Origin of the sequence: Mycolicibacterium pulveris, assembly GCF_010725725.1 — a bacterium.
In the GTDB taxonomy this organism is placed as follows: Bacteria; Actinomycetota; Actinomycetes; order Mycobacteriales; family Mycobacteriaceae; genus Mycobacterium; species Mycobacterium pulveris.
Genome location: NZ_AP022599.1, coordinates 1,934,652 through 1,953,635 on the forward strand (window position 1 = coordinate 1,934,652; position 18,984 = coordinate 1,953,635).

The following is an 18,984-nucleotide window of genomic DNA, read 5'->3' on the forward strand; positions in this document are numbered from 1 at the left end:
GACGGTTGTGCTCGGTCGGTCTTCTCAGGTTCGCGACCCCCCTTCGGGATCCCAGTCGCCGGGCAGCAGCGGTTCGGTCGGCCCGCCGCCGAACGGGTCCCCGGCCAGTTCGGTCAGGCCGGTCGCTTGTTCGGTCTCGGGTTTGGTTGCCGCGCCCGTGAAACCGACTGCACCCGCGCCCTTCTCGGAGGCGCTCATCCGCGGCTTGGCAACCGGCTCCGGCGGTGTGTCCTCGGGGTCGGGTTCGTAGTCCATGTAGGCGTCGGCGTACTGGCGTTCGTGCACCGGCGCCGCACGGCGCCGCCGCGCCTTACGTTTCGCCAGCGACGACGCCGCAGCCGAGGCCGCCGCCGACGCGGCGATGTCAGAGGCGGGCGCCTTGGCTCCGGTCCCTTCCCGCAGGGTGGGGGTGAAGCCCTCGTCGGGGCCGGGGCCGGCCACGGCGTAGGGCACCGCCGGGGCCGTGGCCGCCGCGGCCGCCCCGCCGGCGGGTGCCGCACCCGCGGCCACGGATGCGGCAGGAGCCGCAGGCGCGGCGGGCACGGTCGGCGCGACCGCCGCCACCGGCATCGGGTCGGCGCGCTGCGCGGGGGCGGGCGCCGACGCGGGTGCCTGCTGCGGGGCGGGGGCGGCTTCGGGCACGGGCGGCGCCGGCGAATTGAGGTACTGGTGCAGGAAGTACCCGCCGATGCCCAGCGCCAACGGCGCCATCCACGTCGTCAGCAGCAGGTTCGGATAGGTCACCGACGCACCCACCCATGAAACCGCTTGGTAGGCAACGGCGAACAAGAACGGACCGTAGGCCACCAGGGTCGGGCCCGGGTTGGTCAGCAGCCCGACGATCAGCTGCTGGGTGTTGCCGATCGGGTCGGCCATGAAGTTGATGATCGGTTCGAACAGCTGATAGGTGTACTGCCCGTAGGCCTGGAAGATCTGTCCGACGAACCGCAGCAGCTGCGCGATGATGTCCGAGTTGGCCAGCGCCGAACCGGAATCGGCCGCGGTCAGCTGCGCCAGGGACTGTTGCGCCGTCGCCGCCGAGGCACCGGCCTCCCCCACCCCGGGGGTGAGGACGAAGGGGGCGGGCGGCGTGGTCGGCGTGGCCGCCACCGCTGCCCCCGCCACCGCCTGATACGTGCTCATCGTCGTCGCGGCCTGAATCCACATCCGGACGTAGTCGGCTTCGTTCAGCGCGATCGGAATCGTGTTGATACCGAGGAAGTTGGTGGCGACCAGCACGGCGTGGGTGGCGTGGTTCATGGCCAGCTCAGCCAACGTGGGCATGGTCACCAACGCCGTCGAATACGCGGCCGCGGCGGCCTCGTGCTGAGCGGCGCTCGCCGCGCTGTTGGCGCTGGCCTGGGCGAGCCAGGCCAGATACGGGGCGTGCGCCGCGAGGTACTGCTCGGCGCTGGGCCCCTCCCAGGCACCGCTCTGCACGGCACCGAGCAGACTGGTCAGTTCCGCTGCGGCAGTGGAGTACTCGGTGGCCAACGACTGCCACGCCCCCGCGGCGGCCAACAGCGAGCCCGGTCCGGGGCCGCTGCTCAGCATCGCTGAATGCACCTCCGGAGGAAGCGCCATCCAAATGGGGGCGGTCATGGTCAGCTACCCGACACCAGATACGACGCGGCGGCCATCGCATCGCCGGCGGCGTAGCTTGCCCCGGACTCGCCGACGCCGACACCGGCACGTCCGAGCTCCTCGACCCCTTGGGCCGCCATCGTGTTGTGGGCCGCTCCGTGGGAGCTGAAGCCGGCGGCGGTCTGCAGCGAGACCGCGTCGGCGGCGGGCGGCACTACGGCGGTGACAAGAGGTGCGGCCGCGGCGTGGGCGGCGGCCAGCCGTGCGGTCAGCCCCTCGACGGCGGCGCTGGCCGCGGTCAGGCCTTCGGGAACAACGCGCAGGGTCATCGGTTGAACTCCCTTCCTGTGTCTCTCGGATTGCCGGCAACCGCGTCTGCGAGGGGGTTGACGAGTTGCAGGAATGTGGCGTCGTCACCGTCGTCGTCAAGCAGCATCGCCCGACCGGCGGGCAGCCGGCGGAACCGATGGCCCCTGATCTTGCCGCTGTCCTGCGGGTTGCCGGACAGCATGAGGATGGCGGCCTGCAGCTCGTTGAGCCGGCGCAGCAGCGGCGCGGTCATCAACGCGTGCGCCGAGCCGGTGGCGCGGGCGGTGACGACGACCCGCAGCCCCAGTTCGCTGGCCTGCGAAAGCAATCCGAGCAGCGGCGTCCACGGCCGTTGCCCGACGAACGGGCCGCTGACGGCGGGTGCGTCGGGGATCTGGTCGACGTCGTCGACGATCAGGTAGTGGGTGTGGCCGTTCTCCCCTGACCGATGGCTCCACTCGGCGAGCTGCTGCGGCGTCAAACCCGAGGGCGGGCGCCGCTTTTCGAGGAGGCCGGCCAAACCGAGCATGGCGGGGGTGACCCGGTCGATGTTCGGGGTGTATTCGTTGTCGGCGAACAGCGGTTCGTCCACCAGATGCAGGCGCCGGTCGATCACGGTGAACGCCACCTGATCGGCGGTGGAGTGCTCGCGAATCGTCCGGATGAGGTGCCGTAGCAGCGTGGTCTTGCCCGATTTGCTGTCGCCGAACACCATCAGCAGCGGGTTGCCGGCGAAGTCCACCGCCACCGGCGCCAGGTCCTCCTCGCGCTGGCCGATGACCACCCGCTCGGGCGCGGGATACAGCGGCGCGACCGTCTCGGGGGCCAGATCGTGCGGAAGCAGCCGCACGGGTGGCGCGGTGACGCCCGGGTGGCGGGCGTTGATCACCGCGATGTCGGCGAGATCCGGTTCGGCGAACAGGAAGTGTTCGGCCCCCATCGTCAGGCCGCGGCCCGGTTGATCGGCGGGCACCGACTCGGCGGGCCGACGCAGCGCACCGGTGATGCGCACGTTGCTGTCGCGCGGGTCGGACAGCTTGAGTTCCAGCCGCAGACCGAGCCCGTCACGCATGGCCAACGGCACCTCGAGCCAGTTCGGCGTCGTTACCACGACGTGGATGCCGTAGGCCATCCCGGTGTTGACCAGCTCGGTGACCTTGGCCAGCAACGGGTTCCGCGTGTTGAACATGTCGGTGTTGTCACGGCTGAAGGCGTACAGGTTGTCGATGACGAGAAACACCTCGCCGTACTCGTCGCGCTCACCCGAACCGTTGTGTCCGCGTGCCTGGCGGGCCCGCAGCAGCTGTTCCAGCTCGCCGAAGGTGCGCCGGATCCGCTCGGGTTCCAGCGGCGACGCCACGCTGCCGACGTGGGCCAGGTCCTCCAACGGACGCAGTTGGCCCCCGCCGTAGTCCAGGCAGTAGAACGTGACCTCACGCGGTGAGTGCAGCGCGGCGGCCGACAGGATGAAGGTCTGCAGCGCGGTCGTCTTGCCGGATTTCGGCCCGCCGTGGATCAGCACGTTGGCCGCTGCCGACGTCGCGTCGAAGATCAGCTGGTCGCGGCGCATCGCGAACGGCCGGTCGATTTCGCCCAGCGGCCAACGCCATTGGCCTTCGGGCACGCCCGCGCGAGCCAACAGCCCGTCGAGCGGGATGGGCTCGTCCAGCGGTGGCAGCCACAGCTGGGGCGCCTTGGGGCCGTAGTGCTCGAGCTGATCGCCGATGGTGGCGATGAGCTTGCGCGGCGGCCGATCCTCGTGCGCGGCGGGTTCTACGACGGTCACGGTGTCGCCAGGAGCCTCCACGTGCGCCGCGGTGAACAGCTGAGGTGTCGGAACCGACTGCACCACAACCGATTTCTCGACCCTGGGTGGATCATAGATGCCGTCGACATAGGTGCTGCGGAACTTGACCGGCGCTGCGCCGGGGTTCGGCACCAGGTAACCCTCGCCCTTGTGCTCGGGACCGGCCTCGATGTGGAATGCGTCCTCCACGCCGATGATCTGGCGGCTGACGGCGGGGCTGGCGACCTTCAGGCCGATCCGGTACGACGTGTTCTTGTCGATGTCTTTGATCCGCCCCACATCCAGCGTCTGGGACGCGAACAGGATGTGGATGCGGAACGAGCGACCCTTGCGCGCCACGTAGTCGAAAAGGTCGGCGTACTCGGAGTGGTCGGCCAGCATCAGCGAGAACTCGTCGGCGACCACCAGCAGTGTGGGCAGCGGGGGCAGGTCGTGGCCCGCGGCTATCGCCGCCTCGTATTCGAGCACCGAGCTGAACGCGCTGCCCTGCACCCGGCGGCCGGCCTCCATCAGCAGCTGTTCGCGTCGCGCCACCTCGCCGCGCAGGGTGTCGGCGAAACGATCCGCCAGCGAACGTTTCTCGGCCATGTTGGAGATGACCGCGACCACCTGGGGGAAGTTTCGGAAGATGTCGGCGCCGGCCTCACCCTTGAAGTCGGCGTAGATGACGATCAGCCGGTCGGCCGAGTGGGTGGTCAACAGCGACAACAGGATCGACATCAGGGTCTGCGACTTGCCCGATCCGGTCATGCCGATCATCAGCCCGTGCGGGCCCATGCCGCCTTCGGCCTCGTCCTTGAGGTCGAAGATCAGCGGGTCGCCGGTCGCCGTCACGCCGATGGGCACCCGTAGCTCTTCGTCACGCGGCCGCGGCGCCCACAGGCTGGCCACGTCCAGCGCGGCGGCGTCGGGGATGCCGAGCAGCGTGGTGAACGTCGCCACCCCGGCGTTGCTCGTGCGGGCGTGGTTGGGGTTGGAGTCCCACCGCGAAAGCCGCCGCGCGACGTGGCGCGCGGTCGCCACGTCGAGCCGGTCCGCGGCATCGACACAGGGCTGCCAGCCACCGCTCTGCCAGCGCTCGAGCCGGCCGTCGACCAGGCGCAGGAACGGCCGCTCCGGGTCGACGTACTGCTCACGGTGCGGGGGTTCCGTGGAACGGTGCACCACAGTCACCCCTGACAGCCCGCCGCGGGGCACCAGCGCGGCGGGATCGACATCGGCATCGTCGACGACGATCAGCAGGTGTTTGACGCCGGTCTCCGCCGTCGCGCCGAACGGGGCCCGGTCCTCGAGCGCCGGCGCGAGCAGCGACCGCAGTTCGGCCACGTCGCCGCTCAGATAGCGGGCCGGGCCGGCACCGTCGACGGCTCCCGGAACGTCGTTGTGCGGCAACCATTTCAGCCACGACCATTCCGGGTCTTCGATGTGCGGTGACAGCAGCGCCACCCCGAGCACAGCGGGGTCGTGCCAGGTCACCGCCTGGGTGATCCAGGCGCGCAGCGCTGCCCGGACGTCATCGGGTTCGCCGAGCACGCTCAGTCGCGACACCTTGGCCAGGTCCAGACCCGACGGCACCGCACGCACAGTGCGCTGCACGTCGAGCAGGCCGCGCAACGTGGTGTGCGAAACCGGTTCGAGGTCGATCTCGTTCGCGATGTCCTTCACCCGCAGCGCCGCGTTGAGCGGCGCATCGTGTAATCCGGTCCGTACCACCAGGAAATCGGGGTCGCCGGGGTCGCGTTCCCATTGCCGCCGGGTGCCGGGGATGTCGGCGAGCAGGGTGGGATCCGGATGCGACCACTCCAGGGCCGCGCGCTGTTCCGCTGCGTGCGCGCGCACGTTGTCCCGCACCACGGACAGGTAGCGCAGGTAGTCGGCTCGCTCGGCGTCGACCTCCTCGGTGCGCATCTTGTTGTCGGTTCCGCGGTAGAGCGCGGTCGCCGCCAGCAGCAGGACGAACGGGAAGAACAGTGTGGTCGGCGAGATCAGCCGCATGCCGGTGGCCACCAGCGCCACGATCATGCCGACGATGAGGATGACGATCAGATAGGGCAGCACCCGGCGCAGCAGCGACGGCGGCACCAACCGCGGCAGCTCCGGCGGTGGCTCGATGGTGATGGTGCCCTTGCGCATCGGCGGCGGTGGGATCCGGCGGCGCGCTTCGAAGATGAGCCGGCTCACGCGTCGTCCTCCCCCCGCTCTTCGGCGCGGTGCTTGCGGGTTTCGCTCACGGGGACTCCCTCACGACGGCAGGTCGGGGGTCGGCGGCCAGCCCGTCGTGGGCCAGCAACGCGTCGGCGGACGACAGCGTCGGGCCCGGTGCGAACTGGCTCAGCATCGACCAAGGTATCGGCAGCGCCGGCGGGTTGAGCCCGAGCGCGGCGAGGGTGTCCTCGTCACCGTCGGTGTCGAGGCCGTACCGCACCCCGGTGTCGGCGAGCCAGAAGTACGCGCCGCCGCTCTCGACGAGGTAGCCGCTGCCCGGGGTGATCACGACGCGGTCGGCGGTCCCGCCGGATCCGGCCCCCACCAAAGGTACGCTGTGCAGCTCTTCGGAAACGGGAAGAGTTACACCGGAACGTAGTTCGAGCGTGCCACCGGTGGCGTCGGCGGGCCGGGTCCACTGTGCACACGTCAGCGGTGCGGAGTCGGCGTCGACCAGCGTGAGCTGCTGGCGCGGGTATGTCGAGTCGTCGATGACGCCGGCGACCGGAAGACGGGAGATCTGGTCGGCGCCGAGCCGGGGCGGCTGATCTAGGCCGAATGAGTTGGTGTTGCGCAGGATCGCGGCGACCACCGGCGAAATGGGTTGTAGCCCTTCGCTGAGCACCGCGTAGTGGCGCAGTGTGTTGTCCGCGTCGTAGGACGCGACGACGGCCCCGACCGGCGCGGCGACCGGCATCTCGAAGCGAGGCGGCTCACCGGCCCCGGGGATCGCGGGCGCGCTCAGCATGGGGGCTTCGGGTATCGCGTTGAACAGGCCGGGCGCGATGGGGCGGGCATCCGGTGTGGCGACGCCGAACCCGAGCGCGCTGGTGACGGCGCGGTCGTTCAGATCGATCGGGCTGCGCCTGCCGTTCCACAGCAGCCAGGTGCCCGCCTTCGGCCCGTTCGCGTTGGTGACCAGTACGGCCTTGCCGTCGGCCAGCACACCCGCCCGTTCGCCGCCGTCGGTCAGCGGGCCCGCGATCAGCGTCACACCTGTGGCTGGTCCCGAAATACCGTCGCACACAGTCCAATCAGCGTCGCGCGCGGCATTCTGCACCATGCGTTCCGGCGCACCGGGAATGCCGACCAAGTTGCCGCGCGGGAACTGGTCGAGCTCGCCGCTCTTCACCATCGTGGGGTTGTCGGGACGGCCCGCGATCAGCCGGGCGGACGTCAGGTTCAGCACCGGGTGCAGGGTGTCGCCCAGGCGGACGTAAAGCGCGGACGTCGTGCGGTCGGCGAGGATCGCGTCGTTACCGGGCTCGCCTCCAGGCCTGATGAGCGAGAAGACGAAGCAGCCGGCCAGCCCGGTGATCAGCACCAGCGCACCGACCAATACCGAACGCGACTGGGTGCGCAGCGGATCGACGAGCATGCGGGTGTCGTGCAGCGCGACACCGGATGCGATGCGGCGCATGATAAATCGCCATCCCGAGACCTGATGGCGGGTGACGAAGCCGCGTCGGTAGACGACATGGTCCGGGTTGTGGTTGGTCGGTGTGCGCGAGCTGAATCCGCGGCGGTCCGCGCCGTGGTTGTCGGGAGTGCTCATTCGGGCACCGTCAGGCCGAGTCCACGCAGCAACGGCATCGCTGATCTGGTCACGTCCTCGTCGGTGATCGTCATCAACTGTTCATCGGTGAACTCGACGGAATCGGAGTGATCGAGCCGGTATTCACGTTCCTCCTCGGAGCGCTCGACCAGGTTGCGGACGAAGCGACCGTTGCCCGCGATGTCCAGGTTGCGTCGGGCCACGCCGTTGGAGTCCGGCGTGGTGCCCTCGGCGAGCTTCGCGAACAGCGACTCCATGTGGGCGAGCGCGGCCGGTTCGAAGATGCTGTCGCGCTTCTCGGCCATGCGGACCGCGATCTCGACGAGCTCGTGCGGTGTGTACGAAGGGAAGTCGATGCTGCGGGTGAATCGGGACCGCAGCCCCTCGTTGGTGTCGAGGAACGCGTCGAGATCCTTGCGGTAGCCGGCGATGATCACGACCAGCCGTTCACGGTCGTTCTCCATGCGCGCCAGCAGCGTGTCGATGGCCACCAGCCCGAAGTCGTTCTTGGCGCCGGTCGACACCAGCGCGTACGCCTCGTCGAGGAACAGCACGCCGTCCAGCGCGTTGTCGATGATGGCGTTGGTCTTGGCCTCGGTCTCGCCGATGTGCTGACCGATCAGGTCGGCACGATGGACCTCGCGTACCGTCTCTTTTCTGAGAATGCCCAGGCCGCAATAGATTTTGGCGACGACGCGCGCGATCGTCGTCTTACCGGTGCCGGGCGGTCCGGCGAACACCAGGTGGTTGGTGCGGTTGGCGACCGTCAGCCCGCGTTCCTGGCGGCGGATCGCCATGGCGACCGAGCTCTTGAGCCGGGCCACCTGATACTTGACCTCTTCGAGACCGATGAACTCGGCGAGTTCGGCCTCGGCCTCGACCAGCAGGTGTGCCTTGCGTTCCTTGGCGCCGGGGTCGACGAATTCGCTTTCGTCGGGCTCGGTCTGCGGATCCCACGGGTCGGTGCGCGCCTCGATGCGCGCCGCCGTCGTCGGCACGATGCCATACGAGCTGTCCGACAAGGCCAGCTCGACCTGTTCGTTCTCGGGGTTCGCGGCGTAGAGCTCGGCCAGCACGTCGGCCGCGTCGAGGTCCTCGCCCTGTGCGCGCAGCGACAGCGCCTTGACCAGGGTGCCGTCCACCGTGGCGACGTCGATGGGGCCGGCCGGCTCTTCGAGATAGGACAGCGCGGGGGCGAACATGCCCAGCCGGGCCAGCGATGTGCCGAGGGCGGTGCGCACCGCGTGGGCGTAGGTCTCGTCCAGCGTCGAGTGGTTGACGATCGGGCTCAGCAGCCGCACGACGTCTGACCAGCGCTCGGTGCGGTAGTACATCGCGACCCGCACCCAGCGGGCCTGTTGCCAGTCGGGCCGTTTGGTGATGAGCGGTTCGACGAGCTCGTCCGCGCCGGCGAAATCGCCTGCGTCGCTCAGCGCGACGGCGTAGGCCAGCGCGAAGTCGTCCGCCGTGGCCGCGCTGAACTGGAGGTACAGCCCGGTGTCGTAGGTGAACGCCAGATCGCCTTCGGCGAGCTCGATCTGACGCTGCAGCACCCCGGCCGTCTCGACGGTCCGCCACACCGCCTCGATGACCCTGATGCTGGTGTCCCCGGCGGCGGCCAGTCCCGTCCAGGCGTCGCACTGCTCGTGGGCGATGCGGGTGAGTTCCGCGAACCCCGCGCGCGCGGCGGCGAGGTCGGTCGGACGTCGCCGGTCGTGGACGGACAGTCCCAGATCCCGGCAACACGTGGCGAACCGGCTGACGACATCGCGGTCGACCCGGGCCGCAGCGGCAATTCCCGTCGAAAGGGGCATGCCCCGTCGTCTCCCTCAAGCCTCGATATGGCAACGCAAACTTCGGCTGAAGTTAGCATTGCATAAGCTAACTTGTCGAGACGTACGGTCCGGCCGCCGCAGTGAGAGACCTCACCCTTTTATCGCACTGACCAGGCAAATCGTGTTCGTCATCAAACCCGCTTCGGAGTCGGGCGGTGGAACGGGCCTGCCGCTCGCGCGCAGCGCCTCGGGTAGCGGCGTCGGGTGCGCGCGCCAGCCACGCGCGCCGAACCATTCGGCGGCGGGTTCATGTTGTTCGTTGTAGACCAGCGTGAAGAAAGCGTTCTCGCCGCCTGCGCGCTCCTCTTCCCGCTTGGCCTCGAACGCGGCGGAGTCCATCGGCGAGGCCTCTTCGACGGCGACGTGGCTGCCCGCCGCCGACAGCGCGTCGATACCGCTGAACAGTTGCCGCTGCGCTGTGGCGGGCAGATAGATCAGCAGCCCCTCGGCGATCCACGCCGACGGTGCCGATGTGTCGAATCCGTTGTCGCGCAGGGCCTGCGGCCAGTCCTCTCGGAGATCCATCGCGACTTCGCGGCGGTCGGCCTTCGGCGTGTGCTCGGCGAGCACCTCACGCTTGAACTTCAGCACCTCGGGTTGGTCCAGTTCGTACACCGCCGTGGCGTCGGGCCAGTCCAGCCGGTACGCGCGGGAGTCCAGGCCGGCGGCCAGCAGCACCACCTGGCGCACGCCGGCGGCGGCCGCGGCGCGGAAGTAGTCGTCGAAGTACTTGGTCCGAACGCCCTGGAAGTTCACGAAGTCGACACCGAAGTCGGACTTCAGCGGATGGCCGGGGGCGGCGCCGTCGAGCAGGGCGGCCCACTGCCCGCCCACCGCGCGACAGAAGATCTCGGCGAACGGGTCGACGGCTACCGGGTCGGGCTTCTTCGCCTCCAGCGCCCGCGCCGCGGCCACGAACAGGGCGGTGGAGCCGACGCTGGTCGTAATGTCCCAACTGTCGTCGTCGGTGCGCACACTGCGGTTATACGCCCCCGGCGGCTCACACCAGCGGGCGGCCGGTCCGGATGCGCCAGTCCAAATCCTTGAGCAGCACGTTGAACGGGAACTGCCGGACGAACCGCGGCAGCAGGTTGTTGACGGTGCGCAGCACCGCGATCACCCGGTGGAAGCGGCGCTGCTTGTCGGCGTTCCACTCGATCTTCATCTCGTCGCGGAACCGCTGAGGCAGAAAGCCCCCGGTGATCAGCAGGTTGAACTCGTCGATCCGGCGCTGGATGGGGCCCGGCAGCTTGACCCCGCGGATGCGGCCCGCGGCGATCGGCCACAGGTACTCGCGCACCGCGTCGTCGATGTGCACCTTCTCCAGCGACTCCTGCCAGTACTTGTCGAAGGCCGCGCGGTCCTTCGGCCACATGTCCTCGGGGACCTGCAGCGTGGTGCCCAGCGTGATGCCCTCTTGGTAGTGATGCTCGGCCGTCTCCTCGTCCATCTCACCGACGAAGAGCCGGTAGACGTCGACGCCGCCCTTGTACAGGCAGGCCCCCACCCACAGCTGCAGGTCTTTGTCGAAGGCGTTGTACTTCACCGGGCTGTCGTCGAGCGAGTACACCTGGGCGTGGGCCCGGTTGACCGCACGCCGGAAGGCGGCCTTCTGCTCGTCGGTGCCCTGGGTCGCGACCGCGAGATAGGTGAACGTGGTGCGCGCCCGCTTGATCGGATGGCGGTCCACCCGCCCGCTCTCGACCCGGCTCTCCATCACGCCGTAGCCGACGCCCGGGCGGGCGAGCTGCATGATCACGTTGGCCGGGCCCGCCAGCAGCGCGATGCCCATCAGCCCGTCGTCGAAACCGGCTCCGCGCCTGGGTTTGGCGACCGGGGCCGGCCGGGGCGCATCGCTGACCGCCCGCTCGACGTGCTGGATCGGCTCGCTGACCGTCATGCTCACCCCTGTTCGGCAATTGTGAGAACGTCTGTTTCCTAATATTGCCGCAACCGTTCGACTGGTGTCAAGATGTTGGGCATGGCACCGGTCAGGCCCTACCGCGGCGTCGACGCCGCCGATCGCCTCGCCGGGCGCCGACGCCGGCTGCTCGACGCAGGCCTGGATCTGCTGGGCGCCGCCGATCAGGACCCGGCCGAGCTGACCGTGCGTGCCATCTGCGCGCAGGCCGGGCTGGGGGTGCGCTACTTCTACGAGAGCTTCTCGGACAAGGACGACTTCGTCGGCGCGGTGTTCGACAGCGTGGTCGCCGACCTCGCCACCACCACGCAGGCCGCCGTCGCGTCGGCACCGCCCGAGGAACAGGCCCGTGCCGGCATGGCCAACATCGTGCGCAGCATCACCGCCGACGCCCGGGTGGGCCGGCTGCTGTTCAGCGTCGAGTTGTCCAACACGGTGATCGTGCGCAAGCGCGCGGAGTCGACGGCGCTGTTCGCGGGGCTGCTGTTTCAGCACGCCGGCGCGCTGGGCGCCGCAGACGACGACCGCATCAGGGCCAGCGCGCATTTCGCGGTCGGCGGGGTCGGTCAGACGATCAGCGCGTGGCTGTCCGGCGACGTGGATCTCGAGCCCGACCAACTCGTCGAGCAGCTGGCGGCGACCCTCGAGGTGCTCGCGGGCCTGACCTAACCCGCCCCGAGATCGACGTTCTGGCGAGTTTCTCTCGCACTTTCCCGCCCGTTTGTCCCTTTGGGCGAGAAGCGGCGGTCGGCTGCGGTCTTTGGGGCGGTCGTCGTGTCCTGTTCGGTGAATTCCTTGGTCCAGCAGGCGAACTCGAGGGTGATGCCGTCGGGGTCGTGGAAGTAGAACGACCGCACGTACACGCCGGGATGCACGGTCGGCGACACCTGCATCTCGCTCTCGTCGTGGTTGAGCACCGGGCCGACGCGCACTCCCTTGTCCTTGAGCTTCTGGCGATACTCGTCGAACTTCTCGGCAGGCACGTGAAACGCCAGGTGGTTCATCGTGCTGACCGCGCTGACGATGTCCCCGATGCCGGGAATGGCCGCAGGCGAGGAGATGCCCGGAACCCGGTCCGGCGCGTCGGCGAACCAGAAGAACGCCACACAGTCGCCGTTGCCGGCGTCGAAGAAGAAGTGCTGCCCCATGCCGCCGGGCAGGTCCAGCGACTTGATCAGCGGCATGCCGAGCACATTGCTGTAGAAGTCGACGGTCTTCTCCATGTCCGAACAGACCAGCGCCACATGGTTGATGCCGCCGAGCTCGAATTCGGAGTTGGGGTTGTCGGGCTTGATCATGCCGCGCCTCCTCGGGCGAACCTCTGGCCAAGAACGCAAACTGAATCTAACATCAGGTTCAGTTTCGAGCAATGGCCCGCGAAGGAGTCCGCCCGAATGACCATCACGCCGCGCATGCCGCTACCGACCGTGCGCGGCAGGCAGACCAAGGCGGCCATCGACGCCGCGGCCCGTTCGGTGATCGCGCGCAAAGGCATTCTGGCCACGACGATTTCGGACATCGCCGCCGAGGCGGGCCGGTCGACGGCGTCGTTCTACAACTATTACGACTCCAAGGAGGCCATGGTCCGCGAGTGGGCCGTGCGGTTCCGCGACGAAGCCAGGGAACGCGCCCGCGCCGCGACCCAACCCGGGCTGACCAACTGGGAGCGGTCCTACCAGGCGGCCGCCGCGCACTGGACCACCTACCGCCACCGGCTGGCCGAGATGATCAGCGTCTCCCAGCTGGCAATGGTCAACGACGACTTCGCACAGTACTGGCAGGACATCTGCGCGCTGCCGATCGGCTTGATCACCAAGATGATCAAACACGCTCAGCGGCAAGGCTTCTGCCGCAACGACGATCCCCACCTGACCGCGGTGGCGTTGGTGTCGATGCTCAACCAGTTCTGCTACACGCAGCTGTCGGGCGACGGGAAGGACCCCGACGACGAGGCGTGCATCACCACGCTGGCCAACATCTTCTACCGGACGATCTACTTCAAGGGGCTCACATGAGCAGAACGGCGAGCGCCGGCGCGCCGGGCGTCACCCGCGAGTTCATCGGACTCGATTCCTCGACCGCCCGGCGGGCGGGTGCGGGCGGACATCCCTGCCAGGGCCTGTACCACCGCGGGGTGGGACGCAAACCCAAGGTGGCGATGATCGCCACGCATTACCAGATCGATTTCTCCGAACACTATCTCGCCGACTACATGGCCACCCGCGGCATCGGGTTCCTGGGCTGGAACACCCGCTACCGCGGCTTCGAGAGCAGTTTCCTGCTCGATCACGCACTGGTCGACATCGGCGTCGGGGTCCGCTGGCTGCGCGAAGTCGCTGGGGTGGAAACGATTGTGCTGCTCGGCAATTCCGGCGGCGGGTCGCTGATGGCGGCCTACCAGGCGCAGGCGGTCGACCCGCATGTCACCCCCCTGCTCGGAATGCGGCCCGCGGCCGGCCTCAACGAGCTACCGCCGGCCGACGGCTACATCGCCAGCGCCGCACACCCCGGCAGGCCGGACGTGCTCACCGCCTGGATGGACGGCGCGGTGGTCGACGAGAACGACCCTGTCGCAACCGATCCCGACCTGGACTTGTTCAACGAGGACAACGGGCCACCGTACTCACCGGAGTTCGTCGAGCGTTTCCGCGCGGCCCAGATCGCCCGCAACCACGCGATCACCGACTGGGCCGAAACCGAACTCAAGCGGGTGCGCGCGGCCGGCTTCTCGGACCGCCCGTTCACGGTGATGCGGACCTGGGCGGACCCGCGCATGGTCGACCCGACCCTGGAACCAACCAAGCGTCCGGCCAACATGTGCTACGCCGGTCTCCCTGTGAAGGCCAACCGCTCGGCGCACGGCATCGCCGCGGCGTGCACGCTGCGCAACTGGATCGGCATGTGGAGCCTGCGCCACGCGCAGACGCGCGCCGAACCGCACCTCGCCCGCATCGACTGCCCCGCACTGGTGATCAACGCCGAACAGGACACCGGCGTGTTCCCGTCGGACGCCCGGCGTATCTATGACGCGTTGGCAAGCACCGACAAGACACTGTGTTCGGTCGACACCGACCATTACTTCACCACGCCGGGGGCCCGCAGCGAGAAGGCCGACCTGATCGCCCGATGGATCGCGAAGCGATGGCGCTGACTGTCGGCTCTTCGCGAGAGCGCTCATCGCTGACAATCCTTGCCCACTTCTCACCGGGCGACAAAGTCACCGAATTCCTCGCGCCGCACACCGATTGGCTCGACATCCGCTACTGCGCGGAGGACGACGACGACACGTTCTACCGCGAGCTGCCCGACGCCGAGGTGATCTGGCACGTGCTGCGCCCGATCTCCGGTGCCGACCTCGAGAAGGGCAGGCGGCTGCGGCTGGTGCACAAGATGGGCGCCGGCGTCAACACCATCGACGTCGACACCGCGACCCGACTGGGTATCGCGGTGGCCAACATGCCGGGGGCCAACGCGGCGTCGGTGGCCGAGGGCACCGTGCTGCTGATGCTGGCCGCGCTGCGCCGGCTGATCGAACTGGACCGGGCCACCCGCGAAGGCCGGGGCTGGCCGTCGGACCCCGGCCTCGGCGAGACGGTACGCGACATCGGCGGCTGCACGGTCGGGCTCGTCGGCTACGGCAACATCGCCAAGAGGGTGGAGCGGATCGTCGTCGCGATGGGCACCCCGCCGGCGGAGGTGCTGCACACCAGCACCCGAGACGACGGACATCCCAACTGGCGCCCGCTGCCCGAGCTGCTGGCCGCCAGCGACATCGTCTCGCTGCACCTGCCGCTGACCAACCAGTCGCTGGGCCTGCTCGACGCGACCGCGCTGGCGCGGATGAAACCCGAAGCGGTGCTGGTGAACACCTCGCGCGGCGCGATCGTCGACGAGATCGCGTTGACCGAGGCGCTGCGGGCCCGCCGGATCGCCGCGGCCGGCCTGGACGTCTTCGCCACCGAACCGGTCTCACCGGACAACCCGCTGCTGGCGCTGGACAACGTGGTGCTCACCCCCCACGTGACCTGGTACACCGTCGACACGATGCGCCGCTATCTCACCCACGCCGTGGACAACTGTCGACGGCTGCGCGACGGGGAGGAACTGCTCAACGTGGTCAACCCGGTCGAGGGGGTGACCGATTAACGCGCCGCCGCCGCAGCCGCGCACCGTGCGCAAGGTCGGCGTGCGCCTCGTGCCGTTCTTGATGGCGCTGTACTTCGTCAACTATCTGGACCGAACCAACCTCGGCATCGCGAAGGCCAGCATCAGCGAGGACCTGCAGCTGTCGGCGACCATGTTCGGGTTCGCGGCGGGCATCTTCTTCATCGGATACGTACTGGTGGAGGTGCCGTCGAACCTCGCGCTGCATCGGATCGGTGCCCGGCGCTGGCTGGCCCGCATCGCGGTGTCGTGGGGAATCATCGTGGTGGCCATCGGGTTTGCGCCCAACGCCGCGACGCTGCTGGTGCTGCGCTTTCTGCTCGGGGTGGCCGAAGCCGGGTTGTTTCCCGGCGTGATCTTCTACCTGAGCCGCTGGTTTCCCGCCGCGTACCGGGCCCGCGTCGTCGCGATGTTCATGCTGGCCACCCCGATCGCCGCCGCCGTCGGCACGCCCCTGGCGGCCTGGTTGATCCACGTCGGCGACGACATGTTCGGCGCGGGCTGGCAGTTCATGATGATCTGCTGCGGCGTCCCCGCGGTGGTGCTCGGGGTGGTGTGCTGGTTCTACCTCACCGACCGCCCCACCGACGCGCACTGGCTCACCGGCGAGGAACGCCGCTGGCTGGTCGAGGTGATGGCCGCCGAGGAGAATGAGGTCACCGAGCGCTTCGGCTTCTCGCTACGACGCGCGCTGGGCAGCCCACCGGTGTGGGCGCTGGCGGTGGTCTATTTCGGCATCGCCTACGGCCTGTACGCGCTGGCGTTCTTCCTGCCGTCGATCATCTCCGGATTCCAGCAGAGCTTCGGGTTGACGCTGTCGATCCTGCAGGTCGGGATGATCACCGCGATCCCCTATGCGTGCGCGGCGATCGGGATGTACGTGTGGTCGCGGCACGCCGATCGCACCGCCGAACACGTGTGGCATGTGGGAATCCCCGTGCTGATCGGGGGACTGACCATCCCGGTCGCGCTGTACCTGGACGGTCCGGTGCCGGTGATGATCGCGGTCACGGTGGTCGCGGTCGGGGTGTTCGCCGCGATCCCCAGTTTCTGGGCGTTGCCGTCGCGGTTTCTGACCGGCGTGGCCGCCGCCGGCGCGATCGCGTTGATCAACTCCCTGGGCAACCTCGGCGGCTTCGCCGCGCCGTATGTGACCGGCGCGCTGGTGGACCTCACCGGCAGCGAGCGGGCCGGAATGTGGGCGGTCGGCGCGGTGATGGTGCTGTCCGCGACGGTGATGGTCGCATTACGCGCGACGCCCGCCGGTGACCGACGGCCGCAAGGTAGCCTCGGTCCCAACCCACCGGTTAGTTTGGGGTCAGAAGACACGAGGGAAGGCAACCATGCCGATCGCAATCACGACTGAGCACAACGACCTCGCCGACTCGGTGCGGTCCCTGGTGGAGCGGGTGGCGCCGTCGGAGGTGCTGCACGAAGCTCTGGAGACGCCCATTCCCAACCCGCCGCCCTACTGGAAGACGGCGGCCGAGCAGGGCCTGCAGGGCGTGCACCTCGCGGAATCGGTCGGCGGACAAGGGTTCGGCATCCTCGAGCTGGCCATCGTGTTGGCCGAGTTCGGCTACGGCGCGGTGCCCGGGCCCTTCGTGCCGTCGGCGATCGCCAGCGCGCTCATCTCGGCGCACGACGCCGACGCCAAGCTGCTGAACGACCTCGCGTCGGGCAACGCGATCGCGACCTACGCCATCGACTCCGGGCTGACCGCCACCCGCCACGGCGAGGACGATTCGGCGAGCCTGGTCATCCGCGGCGAGGTCCGCGCGGTGCCCACCGCCGCGCAGGCCTCGGTACTGGTGCTGCCCGTGGCCGGGCTCGAGGAAGGCACCAGCGGCTCCAAGTGGGTGGTGCTCGACGCCGACCAGCTCGAGATCGAACCCGTCAAGAGCGTCGATCCGCTGCGCCCGGTGGCGCACGTGCGCGCCAACGCGGTCGAGGTCGGCGACGACCGGGTGCTGCACAACCTGAACCCGACGCTGGCCCGCGCGCTGATCACGACGCTGCTGTCCGCCGAGTGCATCGGGGTGGCCCGCTGGGCCACCGATACCGCGTCGGAGTATGCCAAGATCCGCGAGCAGTTCGGCCGCCCGATCGGGCAGTTCCAGGCCGTCAAGCACAAGTGCGCGAACATGATCGCCGAGACCGAGCGGGCCACCGCAGCGGTCTGGGACGCGGCCCGCGCGATCGACGAGGCGCGCGAGGGCGGCGAGAACAGCGCGCAGGAAAGCGCTTTCGAGTTCGCCGCGGCCGTCGCCGCGACGCTGGCCCCGGTGGCCGCCCAGACCTGCGCCCAGGACTGCATCCAGGTACACGGCGGCATCGGCTTCACCTGGGAGCACGACACCAACGTCTACTACCGGCGGGCGCTGGTGCTGGTGGCGTCCTTCGGCCGTCTGGCCGACTACCCGCAGCAGGTGGTCGACGTCGCGACCAGCACCGGGATGCGCGAGCTCAACATCGACCTCGACCCGGAGACGGAAAAGCTTCGCGACGAGATCCGCGCGGAAGTCGCTGCGCTGAAAGCAATTCCGCGTGAAGAACGCAACACCGCGATCGCGGAAGGCGGCTGGGTGCAGCCGCACCTGCCCAAACCGTGGGGGCGCTCGGCCGGGCCGGTCGAGCAGATCATCATCGCCCAGGAGTTCGAGACCGGACGGGTCAGACGCCCGGCCATGGGCATCGCGGCCTGGATCATCCCGTCGATCGTGGCGTTCGGCACCGACGAGCAGAAGCAGCGCTTCCTGCCACCGACGTTCCGCGGCGAAACGATCTGGTGCCAGCTGTTTTCCGAGCCAGGGGCCGGCTCGGACCTGGCCAGTCTGACCACCAAGGCCATCAAGGTCGACGGCGGCTGGCGGATCACCGGGCAGAAGATCTGGACGACAGGCGCGCAGCACTCGCACTGGGGTGCGCTGCTGGCACGCACGGACACCAGCGCTCCGAAACACAACGGCATCACCTACTTCCTGCTCGACATGAAGAGCAAGGGCGTGGAGGTCAAGCCGTTGCGGGAGCTGACCGGTAACGCGATGTTCAACACCGTGTTCCTCGACGACGTCTTCGTTCCCGACGACATGGTCCTCGGCGAGGTGAACCGGGGCTGGGAGGTCAGCCGCAACACGCTGACCGCCGAGCGGGTTTCGATCGGCAGCAGCGAGCCGCCGTTCTTGGCCAACCTCAACGGGTTCGTGGAGTTCATCAGGGACGGCCAGTTCGACCAGATCGAGCAGAACCACGCCGGTCACCTGATCGCCGAGGGCTACGCGGCCAAGGTGCTCAACATGCGCTCGACGCTGCTCACCCTCGCCGGCGGCGACCCGATGCCCGCCGCGGCCATCTCCAAGCTGTTGTCGATGAAGACGGGCCAGGGCTACGCCGAGTTCGCGGTGGCGTCCTTCGGTACCGACGGCGCGATCGCCGAGCCCGGTGAGATCCAGGGCAGGTGGCTGGAGTACCTGCTCGGCAGCCGGGCCACCACGATCTACGGCGGCACCACCGAGGTGCAGCTCAACATCATCGCCGAGCGGCTGCTCGGGCTGCCCCGGGATCCGTAACAGCGCCGAAAATGGCTTGGCTGCGGGGGTAGCCT

At 68.9% G+C, this 18,984-nt stretch carries 14 protein-coding genes; 6 read left to right on the top strand and 8 right to left on the bottom strand.

The window, feature by feature from the left end; genetic code table 11:
- Positions 1-24: 24 nt before the first annotated feature.
- The 7 genes from G6N28_RS09400 to G6N28_RS09430 all read right to left on the bottom strand — a co-directional run bounded on the left by G6N28_RS09400 (position 25) and on the right by G6N28_RS09430 (position 11,195).
- On the bottom strand, positions 25-1,602 hold the full coding sequence (locus tag G6N28_RS09400; protein WP_163899666.1) for a PPE family protein: 1,578 nt from the start codon (positions 1,600-1,602) through the stop codon (positions 25-27).
- Between the two features lie 2 nt (positions 1,603-1,604).
- On the bottom strand, positions 1,605-1,913 hold the full coding sequence (locus G6N28_RS09405; RefSeq protein WP_046750424.1) for a PE family protein: 309 nt from the start codon (positions 1,911-1,913) through the stop codon (positions 1,605-1,607).
- Entirely contained in the window at positions 1,910-5,881 is a 3,972-nt protein-coding gene (eccCa, locus tag G6N28_RS09410) for a type VII secretion protein EccCa (protein ID WP_163899668.1), read from the bottom strand. Before eccCa ends, G6N28_RS09405 begins: the two co-directional genes overlap by 4 nt.
- Before the next feature lie 46 nt (positions 5,882-5,927).
- The gene (eccB, locus tag G6N28_RS09415) at positions 5,928-7,460 is read right to left on the bottom strand and encodes a type VII secretion protein EccB (protein WP_163899670.1); all 1,533 of its coding nucleotides are present in this window, start codon (positions 7,458-7,460) and stop codon (positions 5,928-5,930) included.
- Entirely contained in the window at positions 7,457-9,274 is a 1,818-nt protein-coding gene (eccA, locus tag G6N28_RS09420; protein WP_163899672.1) for a type VII secretion AAA-ATPase EccA, read from the bottom strand. The genes eccB and eccA overlap by 4 nt, the downstream gene beginning before the upstream one ends.
- Positions 9,275-9,385: 111 nt before the next feature.
- Complete coding sequence (locus tag G6N28_RS09425) at positions 9,386-10,270, bottom strand: class I SAM-dependent methyltransferase (RefSeq protein WP_163899674.1); 885 nt, start codon at positions 10,268-10,270, stop codon at positions 9,386-9,388.
- Positions 10,271-10,295: 25 nt separating this feature from the next.
- Complete coding sequence (locus tag G6N28_RS09430) at positions 10,296-11,195, bottom strand: oxygenase MpaB family protein (protein WP_163899676.1); 900 nt, start codon at positions 11,193-11,195, stop codon at positions 10,296-10,298.
- Between the two features lie 81 nt (positions 11,196-11,276).
- On the opposite strand from G6N28_RS09430, the gene G6N28_RS09435 reads away from it, so the two are divergent.
- The gene (locus tag G6N28_RS09435) at positions 11,277-11,885 is read left to right on the top strand and encodes a TetR/AcrR family transcriptional regulator (RefSeq protein ID WP_163899677.1); all 609 of its coding nucleotides are present in this window, start codon (positions 11,277-11,279) and stop codon (positions 11,883-11,885) included.
- On the opposite strand, the gene G6N28_RS09440 is transcribed toward G6N28_RS09435, so the two are convergent.
- Positions 11,882-12,514 carry a VOC family protein gene (locus G6N28_RS09440; RefSeq protein WP_235674527.1) on the bottom strand — a complete coding sequence of 211 codons (633 nt, stop codon included), beginning with the start codon at positions 12,512-12,514 and terminating at the stop codon, positions 11,882-11,884. The genes G6N28_RS09435 and G6N28_RS09440 overlap by 4 nt on opposite strands.
- A 96-nt stretch (positions 12,515-12,610) precedes the next feature.
- On the opposite strand from G6N28_RS09440, the gene G6N28_RS09445 reads away from it, so the two are divergent.
- The 5 genes from G6N28_RS09445 (at position 12,611) to G6N28_RS09465 (ending at position 18,949) form a co-directional block, all read left to right on the top strand.
- Entirely contained in the window at positions 12,611-13,231 is a 621-nt protein-coding gene (locus G6N28_RS09445) for a TetR/AcrR family transcriptional regulator (RefSeq protein WP_163899679.1), read from the top strand.
- Positions 13,228-14,367, top strand: coding sequence for an alpha/beta hydrolase (locus G6N28_RS09450; RefSeq protein ID WP_163899681.1), 1,140 nt, complete (start codon positions 13,228-13,230; stop codon positions 14,365-14,367). Before G6N28_RS09445 ends, G6N28_RS09450 begins: the two co-directional genes overlap by 4 nt.
- Complete coding sequence (locus G6N28_RS09455; protein WP_179962048.1) at positions 14,343-15,362, top strand: 2-hydroxyacid dehydrogenase; 1,020 nt, start codon at positions 14,343-14,345, stop codon at positions 15,360-15,362. The genes G6N28_RS09450 and G6N28_RS09455 overlap by 25 nt, the downstream gene beginning before the upstream one ends.
- A gap of 61 nt (positions 15,363-15,423) precedes the next feature.
- The gene (locus G6N28_RS09460) at positions 15,424-16,746 is read left to right on the top strand and encodes an MFS transporter (protein WP_163906045.1); all 1,323 of its coding nucleotides are present in this window, start codon (positions 15,424-15,426) and stop codon (positions 16,744-16,746) included.
- On the top strand, positions 16,724-18,949 hold the full coding sequence (locus G6N28_RS09465; protein ID WP_163899683.1) for an acyl-CoA dehydrogenase family protein: 2,226 nt from the start codon (positions 16,724-16,726) through the stop codon (positions 18,947-18,949). Before G6N28_RS09460 ends, G6N28_RS09465 begins: the two co-directional genes overlap by 23 nt.
- Positions 18,950-18,984 lie beyond the last annotated feature (35 nt).

Excerpts from the sequence above, each read along its gene's own strand:
- G6N28_RS09445 (WP_163899679.1), top strand. The coding sequence starts at position 12,611 with ATGACCATCACGCCGCGCATGCCGCTACCGACCGTGCGCGGCAGGCAG.
- G6N28_RS09455 (WP_179962048.1), top strand. The coding sequence starts at position 14,343 with ATGGATCGCGAAGCGATGGCGCTGACTGTCGGCTCTTCGCGAGAGCGC.
- G6N28_RS09430 (WP_163899676.1), bottom strand. The coding sequence starts at position 11,195 with ATGACGGTCAGCGAGCCGATCCAGCACGTCGAGCGGGCGGTCAGCGAT.
- G6N28_RS09460 (WP_163906045.1), top strand. The coding sequence starts at position 15,424 with ATGGCGCTGTACTTCGTCAACTATCTGGACCGAACCAACCTCGGCATC.
- eccB (WP_163899670.1), bottom strand. The coding sequence starts at position 7,460 with ATGAGCACTCCCGACAACCACGGCGCGGACCGCCGCGGATTCAGCTCG.
- eccA (WP_163899672.1), bottom strand. The coding sequence starts at position 9,274 with ATGCCCCTTTCGACGGGAATTGCCGCTGCGGCCCGGGTCGACCGCGAT.
- G6N28_RS09450 (WP_163899681.1), top strand. The coding sequence starts at position 13,228 with ATGAGCAGAACGGCGAGCGCCGGCGCGCCGGGCGTCACCCGCGAGTTC.
- G6N28_RS09440 (WP_235674527.1), bottom strand. The coding sequence starts at position 12,514 with ATGATCAAGCCCGACAACCCCAACTCCGAATTCGAGCTCGGCGGCATC.
- G6N28_RS09400 (WP_163899666.1), bottom strand. The coding sequence starts at position 1,602 with ATGACCGCCCCCATTTGGATGGCGCTTCCTCCGGAGGTGCATTCAGCG.
- G6N28_RS09435 (WP_163899677.1), top strand. The coding sequence starts at position 11,277 with ATGGCACCGGTCAGGCCCTACCGCGGCGTCGACGCCGCCGATCGCCTC.
- G6N28_RS09465 (WP_163899683.1), top strand. The coding sequence starts at position 16,724 with ATGCCGATCGCAATCACGACTGAGCACAACGACCTCGCCGACTCGGTG.
- G6N28_RS09405 (WP_046750424.1), bottom strand. The coding sequence starts at position 1,913 with ATGACCCTGCGCGTTGTTCCCGAAGGCCTGACCGCGGCCAGCGCCGCC.